At 60.5% G+C, this 16,499-nt stretch carries 16 protein-coding genes; 9 read left to right on the plus strand and 7 right to left on the minus strand.

What is annotated here, in order from left to right; genetic code table 11:
• The first annotated feature begins 25 nt into the window (after nt 1-25).
• From GSQ77_RS26185 to GSQ77_RS26205, 5 genes are all read left to right on the plus strand, one after another.
• The gene (locus tag GSQ77_RS26185; protein WP_158906270.1) at nt 26-898 is read left to right on the plus strand and encodes an oxaloacetate decarboxylase; all 873 of its coding nucleotides are present in this window, start codon (nt 26-28) and stop codon (nt 896-898) included.
• Between the two features lie 100 nt (nt 899-998).
• Entirely contained in the window at nt 999-2,207 is a 1,209-nt protein-coding gene (locus tag GSQ77_RS26190; protein WP_158906272.1) for an MFS transporter, read from the plus strand.
• Between the two features lie 117 nt (nt 2,208-2,324).
• On the plus strand, nt 2,325-3,284 hold the full coding sequence (locus GSQ77_RS26195) for a tripartite tricarboxylate transporter substrate binding protein (protein ID WP_158906274.1): 960 nt from the start codon (nt 2,325-2,327) through the stop codon (nt 3,282-3,284).
• Nucleotides 3,285-3,344: 60 nt separating this feature from the next.
• On the plus strand, nt 3,345-4,733 hold the full coding sequence (locus tag GSQ77_RS26200; RefSeq protein ID WP_158906276.1) for an MmgE/PrpD family protein: 1,389 nt from the start codon (nt 3,345-3,347) through the stop codon (nt 4,731-4,733).
• A gap of 242 nt (nt 4,734-4,975) precedes the next feature.
• A complete protein-coding gene (locus GSQ77_RS26205) occupies nt 4,976-6,088 on the plus strand; it encodes an alkene reductase (RefSeq protein WP_158906279.1) in 1,113 nt (370 codons plus the stop codon).
• A 26-nt stretch (nt 6,089-6,114) separates the two neighbouring features.
• On the opposite strand, the gene GSQ77_RS26210 is transcribed toward GSQ77_RS26205, so the two are convergent.
• Nucleotides 6,115-8,217, minus strand: coding sequence for an FUSC family protein (locus GSQ77_RS26210; RefSeq protein WP_158906281.1), 2,103 nt, complete (start codon nt 8,215-8,217; stop codon nt 6,115-6,117).
• 141 nt (nt 8,218-8,358) lie between these two features.
• On the opposite strand from GSQ77_RS26210, the gene GSQ77_RS26215 reads away from it, so the two are divergent.
• Entirely contained in the window at nt 8,359-8,655 is a 297-nt protein-coding gene (locus tag GSQ77_RS26215; protein WP_158906283.1) for a putative quinol monooxygenase, read from the plus strand.
• A 9-nt stretch (nt 8,656-8,664) separates the two neighbouring features.
• Here the strand turns inward: GSQ77_RS26215 and GSQ77_RS26220 are convergent, their stop codons facing one another.
• The 4 genes from GSQ77_RS26220 to GSQ77_RS26235 form a co-directional block, all read right to left on the minus strand.
• Entirely contained in the window at nt 8,665-9,300 is a 636-nt protein-coding gene (locus GSQ77_RS26220; protein ID WP_158906285.1) for an SDR family oxidoreductase, read from the minus strand.
• Between the two features lie 179 nt (nt 9,301-9,479).
• On the minus strand, nt 9,480-10,391 hold the full coding sequence (locus GSQ77_RS26225; protein WP_158906287.1) for a GntR family transcriptional regulator: 912 nt from the start codon (nt 10,389-10,391) through the stop codon (nt 9,480-9,482).
• A gap of 87 nt (nt 10,392-10,478) precedes the next feature.
• Nucleotides 10,479-11,234: a glutaredoxin gene (locus tag GSQ77_RS26230; protein ID WP_158906289.1), complete on the minus strand. Its 756-nt coding sequence runs from the start codon at nt 11,232-11,234 to the stop codon at nt 10,479-10,481.
• A 187-nt stretch (nt 11,235-11,421) separates the two neighbouring features.
• A complete protein-coding gene (locus GSQ77_RS26235; RefSeq protein WP_158906291.1) occupies nt 11,422-12,600 on the minus strand; it encodes an ABC transporter substrate-binding protein in 1,179 nt (392 codons plus the stop codon).
• On the opposite strand from GSQ77_RS26235, the gene GSQ77_RS26240 reads away from it, so the two are divergent.
• Nucleotides 12,599-12,826: a hypothetical protein gene (locus GSQ77_RS26240; RefSeq protein WP_158906293.1), complete on the plus strand. Its 228-nt coding sequence runs from the start codon at nt 12,599-12,601 to the stop codon at nt 12,824-12,826. The two genes, GSQ77_RS26235 and GSQ77_RS26240, sit on opposite strands and share 2 nt — an antisense overlap.
• 143 nt (nt 12,827-12,969) lie before the next feature.
• Nucleotides 12,970-13,704, plus strand: a complete 735-nt coding sequence (gene aqpZ / locus GSQ77_RS26245) for an aquaporin Z (protein ID WP_158906295.1) — start codon at nt 12,970-12,972, stop codon at nt 13,702-13,704.
• 22 nt (nt 13,705-13,726) lie between these two features.
• Here aqpZ and GSQ77_RS26250 read toward each other — a convergent pair whose 3' ends face one another.
• Both GSQ77_RS26250 and GSQ77_RS26255 read right to left on the minus strand, forming a co-directional pair.
• The gene (locus GSQ77_RS26250) at nt 13,727-14,644 is read right to left on the minus strand and encodes an SMP-30/gluconolactonase/LRE family protein (protein WP_158906297.1); all 918 of its coding nucleotides are present in this window, start codon (nt 14,642-14,644) and stop codon (nt 13,727-13,729) included.
• Nucleotides 14,645-14,678: 34 nt separating this feature from the next.
• The gene (locus tag GSQ77_RS26255; RefSeq protein WP_158906299.1) at nt 14,679-15,377 is read right to left on the minus strand and encodes a GntR family transcriptional regulator; all 699 of its coding nucleotides are present in this window, start codon (nt 15,375-15,377) and stop codon (nt 14,679-14,681) included.
• Nucleotides 15,378-15,563: 186 nt separating this feature from the next.
• On the opposite strand from GSQ77_RS26255, the gene GSQ77_RS26260 reads away from it, so the two are divergent.
• The gene (locus tag GSQ77_RS26260) at nt 15,564-16,490 is read left to right on the plus strand and encodes an oxaloacetate decarboxylase (protein ID WP_216854945.1); all 927 of its coding nucleotides are present in this window, start codon (nt 15,564-15,566) and stop codon (nt 16,488-16,490) included.
• The last annotated feature ends 9 nt before the right edge of the window (nt 16,491-16,499 follow it).

Below are 16,499 nucleotides of genomic sequence, written 5' to 3' on the forward strand. Positions count from 1 at the left end.
CCGGCGCATTTATAAAGACGAAACGATGAGTTCAACAAAAGAAGTATTGCGCCGTGCGGTCGAGCAGCGACGCGGCTTGGTAGTCCCAGGCGCTTTCAATGCGATGAGCGCGCGCACGGTGGCGGAGAACGGCTTCGAAGCCGTGTATGTCACGGGCGCCGGCGTGACCAATATGTATTTCGGCATGCCCGACCTTTCCTTCGTGGGCTTGCATGAAATCGCCGAACATACCGCGCGCATTCGCGACGTCGTGGACATCCCCGTGATCGTCGACGCCGACACCGGCTTCGGCAACGCGGTGAACACCTACCGCACCGTGCAAGTGCTCGAACGTGCCGGCGCCGACGCGATACAGCTCGAGGACCAGATCTTCCCGAAGAAGTGCGGGCACTTCGCCGGCAAGGATGTAATCGATATCGCTGATATGGAATCGAAGATCAAGGCCGCTGTCGATGCGCGCAAGGACAGCAACTTGCTCATTATCGGCCGCACCGACGCCGCCGCCGTGCATGGTTTCGACGCGGCGATCGAGCGGGCGCAGCGCATGGGCGAGGCGGGCGCCGACATCCTGTTCGTCGAGGCGGTCGAACAAGAGGAGCAGATACGCCGGATTCCCACTTTGCTGGACCGGCCGCTGTTGATGAACATTGTCATCGGTGGCAAGTCGCCTACCTTTGACGCCAGTGTATTGGCCCAGATGGGTTTCTCGTTGGTCCTGTACGCGAACGCCGCGTTGCAAGGCGCGGTTGCCGGTATGAATCGCGCGCTGTCGACGCTCAAGAAGAACGGCCGGCTCGATGAGGACCCGGCATTGGTTACACCGTTCGCCGAGCGGCAACGCCTGGTGAACAAAGGCTTTTACGATGGGCTGGAGGAAAAATACCGGAGCAATTCGTGAGCGCGAATAGCCGCGGACGATAAAAGCGGGGAATACAAGCGAGCCACAGCCACACATCGACCGGCGTCAAGCCGGCATCAGGCTCTCCATGGAGAAGACAATGAGTTCACGTTACAAGCTGATTTTTTTTATATGGCTGCTGCAATTCGTTAATTATCTGGACCGCGTCAACATTTCCGTTGCCGGTCCGACCATGATGAAGTCGCTGTCGATCGACGCCGGCTCATTCGGCTTGATCCTTGCGGCGTTCACGCTGGGTTATGCCTTCATGCAGATGCCGGGCGGCTTTCTTGCCGATCGCTTCGGCGCGAAGACCTTGCTGGTTTGCGCGCCGCTGGTCTGGTCCATCTTCACCGGGCTCACCGGGATGGTGCATACGGTCGAGGCGCTGATCGCCGTGCGTCTGTGCTTCGGACTCTCGGAGGGTTCGTCCAACGCGTCGTTCTACAAGATCATCGGCGACAACTTCTCGTCCAAGGAGCGCGCCAAGGCGGCGGGTTACTGGAATACCGCGCTCGCGCTGGGGCCGGCCTGCGTCGCGCCGCTCGCGGTGTGGGTGCTGGGTCGCACCGGCTGGGAAAACCTGTTCCTGATCTTCGCGCTGCCCGGCTTCGCGATGGCGCTGCTGTTGTGGTACGTGCTGCCTAACGACAAGCGTGGTCTGGTGCGCGCCGACTCGGTCGAGGAAACGCACAAGATAGGCTGGAAAGCGCTGCTGAGGCGCCCAAGCACGTGGCTGTTGTTCATCGCTTATCTGACCTTCAATGTCGGCTTTTGGGGCTTCCTTGGATGGATGCCCGGCTACCTGGCGATGGCGCGGCACATCGATTTGAAGACGCTAGGCTATGCCGCCTCCATCCCCTATGTGTTCGGCTTCTTCGGGCTTCTAGTGTTCGGGTGGCTCGGCAGCCATACCTTTTACCGCTATCGCGGGCAACTGGTCGGCGTGGGTTATGCGCTCGCCGCCTTGTCGCTGTATCTGGCTTACAGCGCGAGCGACATCGGCCCCTGCATGATCGGCCTGTGCTGCGCGGCGTTCTTCCTGTATGGCGGCTTCGGACCGTATGGCTCGATTGCGCTCGACTTGGCGCCGGCGCCGGAACGCGCCGCGTTTGTCGGCTTCATCAGTACCGGTGGCCAGATCGGCGGATTTTTCGCGCCTATCGTTGTCGGCTTCGTTGTGAACAGCACAGGCTCGTTTAATGGCGGATTCATTTTCATGATGTGCGCCTTGCTGATTTCCTCGGGGTGCTATTTGAGCCTGAACCGGTACACCAGATACAGCACCGTGGCGCTCGCGATGCCTTGATCGATGGAGAGCCCGGGATGCACTTTCGTGCGCTTTCGCGCACCTTACATTGCACCACGAGGCTATTGCACATACTCTGCATAGAAACACCAACGATATAAAAGGAGTCCTACGAAAATGAGGTCTATTAAACTCCGCATCCTGCTGTTGTTCGCTCTCTTGTTTTCGCTGGCTGCCCACGCGGAATACCCTGATCATCCGATCCGTCTGGTCGTGCCGTTTCCGGCCGGCAGCGGTACCGACAATGTTGCCCGCAAGCTTGCCGAGGAAATGTCCAAGCAGTTACACCAGTCGATTTACATCGACAACAAGCCTGGTGCACAAGGCATTATTGGCGTCACGACGGTGACCCACGCCGCGGCCGACGGCTACACACTGTTGCTGGTGGGCGTGACGACCGGTGCGAGCAACGTCGGCGCGTTCCAGCATCTGCCCTACGATCCGCTCAAGGATTTCACGCCGATCGGGATGGTTGCCGATTCGCCGCTGGTGCTCGTTGCGGCGCCCGATTTTCCGGCCAAGGACACCGCCGGGATGTTCAGCTACGCGCGTGCGAATCCGGGCAAGCTCACGTATGGATATGGCTCCGGCAGCGCCCAACTGGCCGGGGCAAAATTGATGTACATGGGTAACTTGAAGGGTGTGCCGGTGCCTTACCCCGGCTCACCGCAAGCGATGACCGATGTGATGGGTGGGCGGGTCAACGTGATGTTTGTCGACCTGTCGCCGGCATTGCCGCAGATCAAGGCGGGTACGTTGAAAGCGCTGGGCGTAACGACGAAGGATCGCTTCCCGCTGGTGCCCGATATCCAGACTATCGATGAATCGGGGGCGCCCGGCTACGAATTGATCGTGTGGTTTGGGCTTGCCGGTCCGGCGAAGATGCCGGCCGACGTGACCCGCCGGCTCTCATCGGCGCTCTCGGCCGCGCTCAGGGATCCGAGCCTGGTCCAGACCTACGCGAACCTGGGGCTCGCGCCCAAGATCACCACACCGCCTCAATTCGGCGACTTCCTGAAAAGCGAGGTCGCGAATTGGGGAGCGCTGAGCAAACAGGCGGGCATTGTTCCGCAATAACGATCGACCGACCGCTCGCGGCCGATGCTCGCGAGCGCCTTTCCCGGAGGAATAGACGCGATGTCAGAAACACGGCTTCTTGCACAATTTGTAGCGGGACTAACCGCACGCGATGTACCGAACGATGTGGGCGACGTGCTCAAAAAGGCTCTGGTTGACGCGGTGGGTTGTGGGCTGCACGGTCTCACCACTGAGTGGGGGCGCATGATGCAGGAGTTTGCGCGGGAGGAGGGCGGGACTCGCCCGGAGGCTGCGCTCTGGGCGACCGGCGGCGCCAGCACGAGCGCGCTGAACGCTGCGCTCGCGCATGGCACGGCCGTCCACTCGTTCGACTTCGACGATCACAGCCGGGCCAAGATACACCCCGGTGCGGTGGTCATACCGGCGGCGCTGGCTTTGGCCGAACGCACCGGTGCGAGCGGGCAGCAATTGTTGACTGCGATTGCGGCAGGCTATGAGGTGATGACACGCGTAAGCCTCGCGTCCAACCCGAGCGCGGCGCGTATGCGCGGCTGGCATTTGACGGGCACGACAGGCACGTTTGGCGCGGCGGCGGCTGGGGCGGTTCTGCTGGGGCTGGATGAAGCGGCGACCGCCAGTGCACTGGGTCTGGCCGGCACGCAATCGGCGGGCACGTGGGCGTTCAACTCGGATGGCGCGATGAGCAAGCGTTTCCACCCGGGCCGCTCGGCACAGAGCGGCTTGATGGCGGCGCTATTAGCCAAGCGTGGTTACCACGGGCCGCGCATGATGCTCGAAGCCGAAGATGGGGGTTTCCTGAGCGCAATGTCCGACGAGGCTCGGCCTGCGGAAATCGGCCGCGGGCTCGGAAGTGACTGGCGCACATTGGGCACATGCTTCAAACCCTACGCCTGCTGCGGCAGCAATCACTCGTGCATCGACGCCGCGCTGTTGATCGCGCAACGCGAGTCGCTGACGCTTGCCGATATTGCGCGCGTGGAGCTGGGCCTGGGGCATGTCGTTACGAAGCAAACCGGCTTCGTGTACCACCCGACTACGGTGCTCAACGCGCAGATGAGCATACGCTACGACGTTGCCGTGGCGCTCGCCGATCGCAGCGTTTATCTCGAGCAATTCACCGAGCAACGGATCAAGGACCGTGACGTCTGCGATCTGGCCGAGCGCACCAGTGTGGTGTTCGACGATGAGATGGACGCTGTGTATCCGGAACTCTACGCGGGTAAGGTCACGATCTACCTGACCGATGGCCGCAGTTTCACGCAGCGCGTCGATTATTCGAAAGGCATGCCGGAAAACACCATGTCGCTCGAAGAGATCGAGCGTAAGTATCGCTCGTTGGCGTCGTTTGCGATTGGCGAAGACGCAGCCGAGTCATTGCTTGCGCCGTTGCACGCGGCGTTCGATACCGACGGTGTGAGTCGGTTGGCGAGAGCGCTGGGAGCGGTGCGGATCAGCGCAGGGTCATAAGGAGTGTACTAAGGAGGGTCGGTTCAACTTCGGATAACCGCAACGATTAACAAGACTTTTTTGAGTGCGTCTGCTAGCCTTTTAAATCGGCTATCGGACCAGGGCGCTTACGTCATGGAGGACGATCTACAGATCGAATAACCCGTCGCCGCAATATGGAGAGCAACAGTATTCTCCCATGCGTGCTGTCGTGTGCAGCGCTCTTCGGATGGGAGATCAACCCGTATCAAGGAGCGGTTATCATGCCAACGACGAAGGAATCTGCCCTGTTCTCTCGCACGAAAATTGGTTCAATCGATGTAGCCAACCGGATCGCCATGGCTCCGCTGACGCGTTCGCGCGCCGACAAAAACGGCGTGCACTCGGCACTCGCCGTCGAATACTATCGTCAGCGGGCCACGGCCGGCCTGATCATCACTGAAGCCACCAACATCTCCCGGCAAGGACGCGGCTACGCGTTCACGCCCGGCATTTATACCGAGGCCCACGTCAACGCGTGGCGGCCCGTGACCGATGCGGTGCACGCGGCCGGCGGCAAGATCGTCTGCCAGCTTTGGCACGTTGGCCGAATCTCCCACGTTGACTTGCAGGAAAATGGTGCGGCGCCGGTGGCGCCCTCCGCGATTCAGGCGGGAGAAACCGTCTTCCTGGAAACGGGCAAGCGGGCACGTCCATCGATGCCACGCGCGCTCGAGACCGACGAGATCCCGGGTCTGATCGAAGATTACAAGAATGCAGCGCGGCGTGCTCAGGAAGCCGGCTTCGATGGCGTCGAGGTACATTCGGCGAACTGTTACTTGCTCGATCAGTTCGTACGCGATAGCACCAACAAACGCACCGACGAGTACGGCGGCTCGGTGGAGAATCGCACGCGCTTTCCCGTGGAAGTGATCACGGCCGTCGCGCAAATCTGGGGACCGGACCGGGTGGGCGTACGGCTCTCGCCGCTTACGCGATCAGCGGGTGACACACCGCTGGACAGCAATTCGCAGAGCACGTACGATTTTTACGCCCAACGTCTGGGCAAATTGGGTCTGGCGTATGTGCACTGCATCGAAGGGCAGACTCGCGGCGACAATGCGGCTGATGCATTCGATTTCAAAGCGCTGCATGCCGCGTTCGGCGGCAAATACATTGCCAACAACAGCTACAGCAGGCAGATGGCCATCGACGCTCTCGCGTCGGGACGCGTGGACATGGTCTCCTTTGGCAGACCGTTCATCGGCAACCCGGATTTGGTCAGGCGCTTGTGCCGCGATGCGCCGCTGACCGAGCCTAATCAAGAGACCTTCTACGGTGGGGGAGCGGAAGGTTACATAGACTACAAGACGCTCGATGGGAAACCTGCAGAGTGAGCCAGGATCGGCTTGGGTCTCAGGGATTATGTGCGCTGGCCGGCCGACTCGCTCATCCTATGTGCGTCGGCGGCATAGTCCTGGATCGCGAGCACCAGGTTGTGGACAGCCTGACTCAGATAATCTTGTCCCTGAAGGTCGAGTGAACCTATCGCTGCCCTTGCGCTGTCGTTTTCCTTATCGTTTCCGTTTTCGCTTCCCTTGTCGTCCCCCTTAAACGCCGCTCGCAAAAGCTCGGTCAACGCATCGTAGCGATCGGCTTGCGCCCCGCAGTACTCCACGGGCTCGAATTGCCGCGTGATCGCCAGGACATTGGTGGCCCCGCATATGGTGCGCAGCGCGACCAGTATCCCGCGGATACGATCGAGATGGGCCGCCTGCGAATGCCCTTGCAGCAGTGTGCGTTGCCGGGCGATTTCAGCACGCGTGCTGGTCAAGCCGGCTTCGCGACGAAGCGGATCGAGACGAGCCGAGGCATCTGTTTCGGCACGCAGCATCCCAGACGCAAAAGCCATATTTGCCGACAGCGCCGCCAACACGGCGTCGGAAAGCGCGTCATCCTGCTTCTCAGGCCACAGGAGCAGGCTTCCCGCCAGGCCTATGCAGGCACCGATGATCTCGTTGATGGCGCGGGAGGAGATCAGGCTGCTGGCCGGATGAATGAAGTCGGACACGAGAACGAACATGGGCGTCAGGAAGATCATGAACAGGCCGTAGTTCACGAGGCGCAGCGCGATGACGGCCGCCGACAGCGGCGCGATGAAGAGGAGCATCTCCAACGGGCTCGACAGGCGCGCGATCAGGATTGCCGTGAGCACGCCGCCGATAATGGTGCCCACCGCGCGCTCGACGACCCTGAGCCAAGTATTGGCGCCCAACGGCTGCATGATCACGAGCGCCGCGATCGTCCCCCAGTAGGAAAACGACACATCGAAGCAAGCGCCGAGCGTATAGGAGACCGTGACAGCGATGGCCACCCTGAGAGCCTGACGCCATACGATGGCCGGGACGTCGAAGCTCGACTGTCCCGCCGCGGCAGCCGCCGCCTCGCTCGCGTGTTCCTGCGGTTCCGGCTCCTGCCAGTGGCGCGCGAGTGCGACCAGCGCGTGCGTCGCGACAGCGATCGCGTGTGCCACGACGCCTTGCTGCTTTCCCGCTTCGTCCAGAAGCGCTGCGCCTTCCCCCAGCAGAGGTTCGGGGCTGGGCACAAGTTTGTCCGATTGATGGGCCACCTGATGGAGAAGCCGGCGCAAGCCTTCGAGCAGCGGGCGTTCGACAGACGCATCGAAGGGATGCGGGCTGCCGGCCCGGTAGTGGCTGAGCGCCATCAACGCGGCATAAGCGCGGCCCGCCGCATCGATGCTTTGGCCGAGGCGCGCGCGGCCGCCTGCCAGGCGAGCGACGACCTCTCGGCCGCGCTCGATGGAGAGGCGCACGGCGCGGCGGTGGTCGCCATTCAATTCCGACCATTGCTCGGCATCGGCATGCGCGCCCGCATCGAGCTGTTGCAGGCTTAGCGCCATGTCTTCAAGCCTGGCGAAGATGGCCTGCAGGGCACGGCGGGCGGGTGCTCGAGGATCGGTACGCCAGATGAAGATGCACAACACCATGGCCCAAACAGCCCCCAGCAGGAAGCTGCCGGCGAGTTCCAAGGCGCCAACGGCGGAGCGCGGGGTCGTTACGCCAATCACAACGGCGATCGCTGCGATGAGCGCGGTCGGCGTAGGCATTGGGCCGAACGTCGGGCGATAGGAACGGGTAAGCCCGCAAAGCAAGACCAACACGAAAAGGGCCACGCCGCCCGCCACGATCCCCCAGTGGGCACAATAGGCGGCAATGGAAAGGGTAAGCGTCGAACCCACCGCGTAAGTCGCCAAGACCTTGATGCGGGATCGATTAGGTCCGCCCGGATCGCACAGACACGTCCAAAACGCCGCGACGGCACCGAAAGCGAGGTCCGGCATATGCAATTGAAGGTCGGCGATCAACATGACCGCGACGGCGACGCAAGCCCGGATGCCTTCGACGATGCCGATCTGTTCCGGCGTGAAGGCGAAGATATGACCTTCCGACCACCTGCTCTGGCGATTGAATGCCGTCAAGATTTTTGTCGTCAACTGCATGTTCATCCTCATTTCATCGTCACGGAGCCATTCGTGCCCGAGTCATCGGCAAGATGGCGGTGGATCAGGTTGGGCAGTGTCGTGCAATAATCCGTGAGAGTAACAACAAACGACAATCATAAACAGCAACCATAAAGGAATTGCACTATGACCAATCGCGTCAAACTTACGGCAATCCTCGCCGCCAGGGCCGGCAAGACTGATGAACTGAAGATGCTGCTCGACGGCATGCGTGAACCCTGCCGGGCTGAGCCGGGCAACCTGCGCTGGGACATCTGGCGGGACCAGGCTGATCCGAGCCGCTTTGTGCTCGACGAGCTATACACCGACATTGCGGCTGTCGCGACGCATCGCGAAACGCCGCACTTCAAGAATTACATCTCGAAGATCAACGACCTCGCCGAGCGCACTGTGTTTGTACTCGATCCCATCGCGGTCGCCTGACCCGCGGGTCTACAGCGTGGCTAATGCGTCGTCGATAGGCACGCTTCCGCCGGCAAAGCCAATCACCTTGTTTGCCATGCCGGCCTTGAGAGCCGCGAGCACGACGTCGGCCACATCTTCGCGTGCGACAGGGGCGCGCGAAGACTCTACGTCCGACATGATCTGGATGGAGCCAACGCCCGGTTCCATCGTCAGCGTGCCCGGACGCAGTACGAGGTAATCGAGCCCGCTAGCCATGACATAGTCGTCCGATTCGCGCTTCATTTGCGTGTAATGGCGCAGCGCTTGCGGCGAGCGTTCCGGCTGGTACGCCAGCAACACGCTGATCACGACAAAATGGGCTGCGCCGTGTTGCTTCGCGTAATCCACTGACTTGATAAGCGCGTCGCGGTCGATCAGGCGTTCCTGCTCGGCGCCTTCGGTTTCTGCGGAACCGGCGGCATAAATGACCGTACGCATGCCAACGAATGCGTTCGAGAAATCTCCCGCCAGGTCCGCAATGATCGGCCGGGCACCGAGCCGCTCGAACTCGTCGCGCTTTGCGGCGTTGCGTATCAACGGACAGAATGGAATGGCTGCGGCATGTAATTTTTCGGCCACCAATCGACCCGTCCGCCCGGTCGCGCCAATCAACAGAATGCTCATGACTCTCTCCTTGATTGATGCGCAGTGCAGCTAGGGATGCTGCACGGTAGCGTCTTCCTCAGTCTAATATGAAGCACGCCGAGTCGGGAGCGGAACATTGCAAATATGCTGCATGAAGGCTTTTGACGAAATTTAAGGAAGGCGGGCCGACTGTCTTAAGCGGATCCCAAGCGCGGGTCTTAACCGGGAAACGCATTGCGCGTATGCGCCGTGTCATGGCGCGCCGATTCGATGTGCTCCTTGATGAGCGCGGCCGCGCCCTCAAGATCTTGCGCTTCGATTGCCGCGAGGATTGTGAGGTGGTCGCGCGCATCGCGCCCGCGCGGCTCGCGCGGCTCGCGCGGACGATCCTGCCGATACTCGATGAGCCGGCGCATCCGATGGATGCGGCGCACCGACTGCGCGATGAAACGATTGTCCGACCAGCCGGCGAGCGTTTCATGAAACTCGCAATTCGCTTCGAACAGCTCGATGGGCGTCATGTTCAAGTAACCGCCGTCGAGAATGAACTGCTGCCGCCGCCGCAATTGCGCGAGCGCATGCGGGTCGCATCGAAATGACGGCGACAGGATGCCGGTCGGTTCGATCGCCGCGCGAAACAGATAACTTTCCTCATATGCTTTAAGCGAATCGATCATCGGCATGAAGCGCCAACTGTGACCGACCTGCCGCTCGATCCAGCCTTCTTCCTGGATCACCGACAATACCCGTAGCAGCGCACTGCGTGGCGCTGCGTAACGTCGGATCAGATCGCCTTCCGCGACAATGTCGGGCAACTCGCGGGCCAGCCTGTCCTGCGCGATCTTCAGGTATAGCGGGTCGCTGGGCGTGGCCGAAAAGCGTGCCGCCACGCTCGCGAGTTCGCGCGCATGCTGCGCCATCGAATACCCGCGGTTGATGTCGTAGCGCAGCACACCGATTTGGCCGAGATGGCGCAACGCCACGTTCACGGGGGAACGCGACGTGCCGATACGTGCGGCGAGCGCGGATTCGATCAGGCGTTCGCCGCACGCGAGATCGTCGTGCCGCACGAGAGCGACGATCTCGCGCGCAACGCGTGCCTGCAACGGCGTTAGTTGAGTTTCAGTCATGCTGGGTTTCAGCTCTGTCAGGTCGTGCTGCTCTGCTGCCACAATTTAGCCGGCACAATTTCGACTGTCATCATTCGCAGCAACGCGTCACTGCCACAGACCATCAGGCATCGGCAGTCCGTCGAACTTCGCCGTATCGAGCCGGCCATGCAAGCCGCTCACTTCACTGCCGAGCACATAGTCGAGTTGCCGCGTGTGTTGCGCCGAATGCCATGTGCTGCGTTCGATGACTTGGTCCGCATCTTGCTCGCCGTAGTACGTGTGCATGCGAAACCCACAGGTCTTGTCGTCCTGCGCGGCCCACCAACGATCATGACGCGCGATGACGCTGTCCGCATAGTTCAGCAGGTCGGGAACAGTTTTCAGGTGATCGAGCATGGCATTGCTGACGTCGCGCGTATCTTTGAGTCCGCTCTCGACTGCCTGCAGGAAACTGTCGGGGATCTGGAAGATGTGATAACTGAGTTGGCACACCGAGCGATCGCGCTTGGCGATCGGACGGGTTTCCAGATGCCCGGGCGGGATCTGCGCGATCAGGCCACGCGCGGTCGCGAGGAAATACCTCCAGCGGCTCATCAGTTCCGCGGCAGGTAGACGCATGTCGTGCACGCTTTTGCCGACGAACGCGGCAACGTCCTTGAGCGATTGCGCGAATATCATCTCTTCCCCGCGTATCAATACCGGCACGCTGCGCACACCGCGCGCGACCAACTCCTGGCGCGCTTCCGGCTCATCGAGGATGTTGACGGACACGAACGGCACGTCCAGCCGCGCGAGAAATTCCTTGACCTTGACGCAGCTCGAACAGCCCGGCTGCCAGTAAACACGTAAGGGATCGGCCATGTCAGTCTCCCGCTTGGATTGCATTAGATGATCATAGAATGCAATAAACGAGAACGCAAGCGGTTTCCTAAACGGCTTCATCTCGGGACGCATTGCCTGCGATCGGGCGACAAGCTTACCAAGCTGGGACGAGGCGCCGAGACCGGACGCGAAGCACTCCGATGCGATGGCGCCTGCGTGATCTGCTTTAGTGCGTCACGAGTGCGCACTTGGAACCGGACAGCGGTGCGAACGCCTGGTCGCCCGGCACCGTTTCGACGACCTTATACAGATCCCATTCGCCTTTCGATTCTTCCGGCGTCTTTACCTGTACCAGATACATGTCGTGCACCAGCTTTCCATCGGCACGGATATGCCCGTGGCGTATCACGTCATCGTTGATTTCCGCGGATTTTAGCTGCGCGACCACGGCATCGGAGTCGTCGGTGCCGGTGGCCTGAATCGCCTTCAGGTAATTCAACACCGCTGAATACACCGCCGCCTGCATCATGGTCGGCATGCGATGATGGATCGCAAAGAAGCGCTGCCCGAACGCGCGCGAACGATCATCGCGATCCCAGTAGAAACCGTTCGTAAGCATCATGCCCTGAGCGTTCTTGAGGCCCATGCCGTGGATTTCGGTGATCAACGACAGCAGCGGCGTGAAAACCTGCTTGCCTTGCTGGATCATGTTGAATTGAGCCGCCTGCTTGACCGTGTTCAGCGTATCGGTACCCGAGTTCGCCAGCGCGATGACCTGCGCACCGGACGATTGAGCCTGCAGCAGATAAGACGATTGGTCGGGCGAATTGACGGGGTGGTGAACGGAACCCAGCACCCGGCCGCCGTCACGCACGACGATCTCGCTGGCGTCCTTTTCGAGCGCGTGGCCGAACGCATAGTCGGCGGTGATGAAATACCACGTCTTGAGGTTCTTTTTCATCAGCGCCCCGGCCGTCGAATTGGCTAGCGCGTAGGTGTCGTACATCCACTGGATGCTGTGCGCCGTGCATTGCTCGTTGCTGATTGCCGATGAGCCGGCGCCTGTCACCAGCGCCAGCTTATGTTTTTCGTCGGCGATGCGATCCACGGCCAGGGCGACGTTGGAAAACGTCAGGTCGGTGATCATGTCGACGTTCTGACGATCGAACCATTCGCGCGCGACGCTCGCGCCGATATCCGTTTTGCCTTGAGAGTCGGCCGAAATCAGTACGATCGGTGCGCCGAGAATCTTGTGATCTTTCGAGAAATCGTCGATCGCCATTTGCGCCGCGACGATGGAGCCTTTGCCGGCGTTATCGCTGGATACGCCGGACAAGTCGGTCAGTACCCCGATCTTCACTACGCCATCGGAAATGCCGTTGGCAGCGTGAGCAGCGGTGGGCATGAGCAGGGAAGATGCATATACAGACGATGCAAGAATTGCTGATACAAGAGCAGACGATGTGCAGGATCTCAATCTAAAGGTGCGGATATTCAAGGGTGTCTCCAGCTTTTTTATTTTGGATACGTCGGATGCATCGCGTACATCCAATCGCGTGTTCTACCCCGACGAACGTGTTGGCGTTTCGCCGGTGGCCACTCAAAGAGCGACGCTAGAGTCTATGGAATGATGCCGGCCCTGTCTATTCCGTAAAAGCGATACTTGTCATCTAAAAGTTCTACAACTGTCATAAGAATGGTGTAGATTTGTTTGTGCTACTTCGGTGTGCGAACTGGGGCAAAACTCTTGCCAACGACGGACAAGGAGATGATTATGCTAAAACGAGCGACGGCCGAATTCTTCGGCACTTTTTGGCTAACTTTCGGCGGTTGCGGCAGCGCGGTACTCGCCGCGGCCTTTCCCGGACTCGGCATCGGTTTCGCCGGAGTTGCGCTGGCTTTCGGGCTGACGGTGCTGACGATGGCTTATGCCGTCGGTCCCATCTCCGGCGGCCATTTCAACCCTGCTGTCACGATAGGTCTCTGGGCCGGGCGACGCATCCCGGCCACGTATATCGTCCCGTACATCGTTGCTCAGGTCCTCGGCGCAATCGCCGCAGCGGCGGTTCTCTATCTGATCGCGAGCGGCAAGCCCGGGTTTGAAATCGGCGGCTTCGCGTCCAACGGTTACGGCGATCTTAGTCCTGGGAAATACAGTTTGGCCTCATGTCTGATCATGGAAGTCGTAGCGACCTTCTTCTTCCTCATGGTCATCATGGGTTCGACGGCCGCGAACGCACCGGGTGGATTCGCGCCGATTGCGATCGGCTTTGCATTGACGCTGATCCATTTGATCTCCATCCCGGTGACCAATACCTCCGTCAACCCGGCACGCAGCACCGGGCCGGCGCTGTTCGCCGGCGGCCCCTACATTCATCAACTGTGGTTGTTTTGGCTGGCGCCTATCGTAGGCGGAATACTGGGTGGGCTGGTCGCCAGTTGGCTGGGCGATACGAGAGCGTCTCGCGACAAACCGCAACTGGCCACATCGCCGGGTAATCCGAGCTGAGCCGAGCTGAGCCGAGCTGAGTTCAGGCGGCGTGCGAATACATCGCTCTTCCGGCGAACGGCAGTTGCGCTTTCAAGATGCAACCGCTGCTCGACTCGGTCATGTAGAGACTTTTGTTATCCGCGCCGCCGAACGCGATGTTCGTGGTGAAGTCGCCTTTGCACGAACGTACGAACGCAAGCGTCAATCCCTGCTTGCTGTATAGCCAGGCGCCGCCCAGGCCGGCATGAGCCACCGCGAGGTTGTCTTCGACATCCATCGCCATGCCGTCCGGCCCGGCGCCGCCATTCATATAGACAAACGCCCCGACCTTGGACACGGTGCCGTCGGCCATCAACGGCGCGCGCCATACGCTGTTCGCGCGGGTAACCGCCACGTACAGTACCGTCTCGGCCGCATTCAAGCAGATGCCATTGGGGCTGGGCACGTTGTTGAGCAAACATTGCAGTTGCCCGCCGGCCGTGTATCGATATACGCGGCCGGTCGGGTCGTGCAGGCCGGTCTGCCCTTGGTCGGTGAAGTACATGTCGCCGTTGGAGGCGAACACAAGATCGTTGACGCCCTTGAACGACTCGGTGTGGCGCCGTCCGATGACCTCGCTCACCGTTCCGCTCTCGGGGTCGAGCAGCATGATGCCATTCTTGTAGTCGGCCAGGAAAATGCGGCCGTCCCGATGTATCTTCAAACCGTTGGGCTCGCCGTCGTATTCGGCGATCAGGCTGAAGTTGCCTTGCGCATCGATGCGGAAGATGCGGCCATAGGGAATATCGGTGCAATACAGGTTGCCGGCACGGTCGAACGAAGGCCCTTCGAGGAAGCTATCGGTGGGTCTGCCGCCATTGTTGACATTGCCCCAGTTGCAACGCTGGCCGGCTTTGCGATAGCGCTCGGGTACCGATGCGAAAACTTCTGTTTCAATGATTGCCGGCGGTTGGAACATCGGGTGTGTCCTCGCAAGTGGCGTGATATCGAAGTCAGAGAATATAGTTTTGGAAGCGGCGCACGAAGTCGCGCTGGCTTGCGATGTTGGCGCGTCGCAAGCGCTCGGCCTCTACGGCGTCGCCGCGCCGCATTGCGTCGACCACAAGCTGAAGCTCCTTGAGGCCGAGTTCGATGCGCCCGGGCAGCATCGTCGTGCGGTCGACGATCGCGCGGGTTCGGTCGCGCAGTGCATCGAGCATCTCGACGAGGACGCTGTTATCGGTGGCCTCGACTACAGCCACGCGGAAATTTTCGATTTCCGCCAGATACGAATCGAAGTCGTTTTCTCGCGCATAGCGTTCCATGGGGCCGTGAAACAGGTCGACCAGATATTGCCATGATTCGGGGGGGCGGTTCTGCGTAGCGAGCCGCACACACAGGCCCTCCAGATTTTCCCGGACGTCGAGCGTTTCGAACACGCGTTTCAGGTCGAGTTTGGCCACGACTGCACTGTGATTGCGTTGCCGCTCGACCAAGCCGCGTTGCTGCAGCGACAGCAGCGCATCGCGGATGCGCGGGCGCGACACGCCGAATTCGAGCGCCAGCGCAATTTCCTGTAATTGCGTGCCTGGCGCGATCTGCCCACGCGAAATTCGCTTGCGCAATGTGTCGATGATCTGGTCCAGCCGGGGCGCGTCCTCGGGATCGGAAGAGCTGACCGCGCTGTCCTCGATAGCTACCTTTTTTTGCATAGGTCGTAAGTGTTGGGCGCCGCAAGCGTAGGCAGAGTCGATCGACTCATGAGATTGGTCTGAGAGATCGGTCCTACGGTGAAAGCCAGTCTAGCATGATAGTGAGCAATATTGTTAATTTTACAATCAACAATATTGTTGACAATAGTGTGGCGCCGACCTAAGGTGTTTAAAACGAGAGCGACTGTGGCGTCTCACGTCACAGTTCGGCTCTTCAACTGCGGGGAGACCATCATCGCTACCATCAATGAGACACGTGCCGCGTTTGCTGCGGCCTTGCGCGCACCGGGCGCGGGTATCGTTGCGCCGGGCACCGGCGATGGGCTGGGCGCCAGGCTGATCGAACAAGCCGGCTTCAAGGCTGTGTATGTTTCAGGTTATGCCATCGAAGGCACTTATGGCAAACCGGACCTGGGCCTGCTCAGTTTCTCGGAAGTTGCGGCCCGGCTCGAACAGATCGCCGACGCCACCAATCTGCCCGTGGTCGCCGATGCCGATACGGGATACGGCAACGCCTTGAATGTCATTCGCACCGTGCGCGGTTTGGAGCGCGCCGGCGTCGCCGCTTTGCAGCTCGAGGATCAGGACCTGCCCAAGAAGTGCGGCTCGATGCCGGGCAAGCTGTTGATTTCGACCGATGCCATGGTAGGCAAAATCAAGGCGGCGGTCGACGCGCGTAGCGATCCGAATCTCTTGATCATTGCGCGTACCGATGCACTGGCGTCCGAAGGCGCAAGCGCTGCGCTCGATCGGTTGGGCCGCTATCGCGAAGCGGGCGCCGACCTGCTTATGGTGCTGGGTCCGTACGATCGCGCCATGGCGCACGACCTGATCCGCCGCTCACCCGGGCCGCTGGCCTATCTCAACGCAGAGAGCCTGACCATGCCGATGCTGCCACCAGCCGAGCTGCATGAGCTGGGTGTGCCGCTGGTGATTTTTCCCACGGCGTTGATTCTTGCCGCGGCAAAAGCGATGCAGAACACCTTGCAAACGATTTTGACGACTGGTTCGACCGAGGCCTTGATCGGCTCCGAACTCGTTTCGCCGAACGACTTCAATGCGCTGGTTGGTTTGGCGGCACTGCGTAGTGCCGAAGCGCGGTATGTTGTCTAGGAGCTGCGC

The sequence above is a fragment of the Burkholderia sp. L27(2015) genome (genome assembly GCF_009765705.1).
GTDB lineage: Bacteria > Pseudomonadota > Gammaproteobacteria > Burkholderiales > Burkholderiaceae > LMUX01.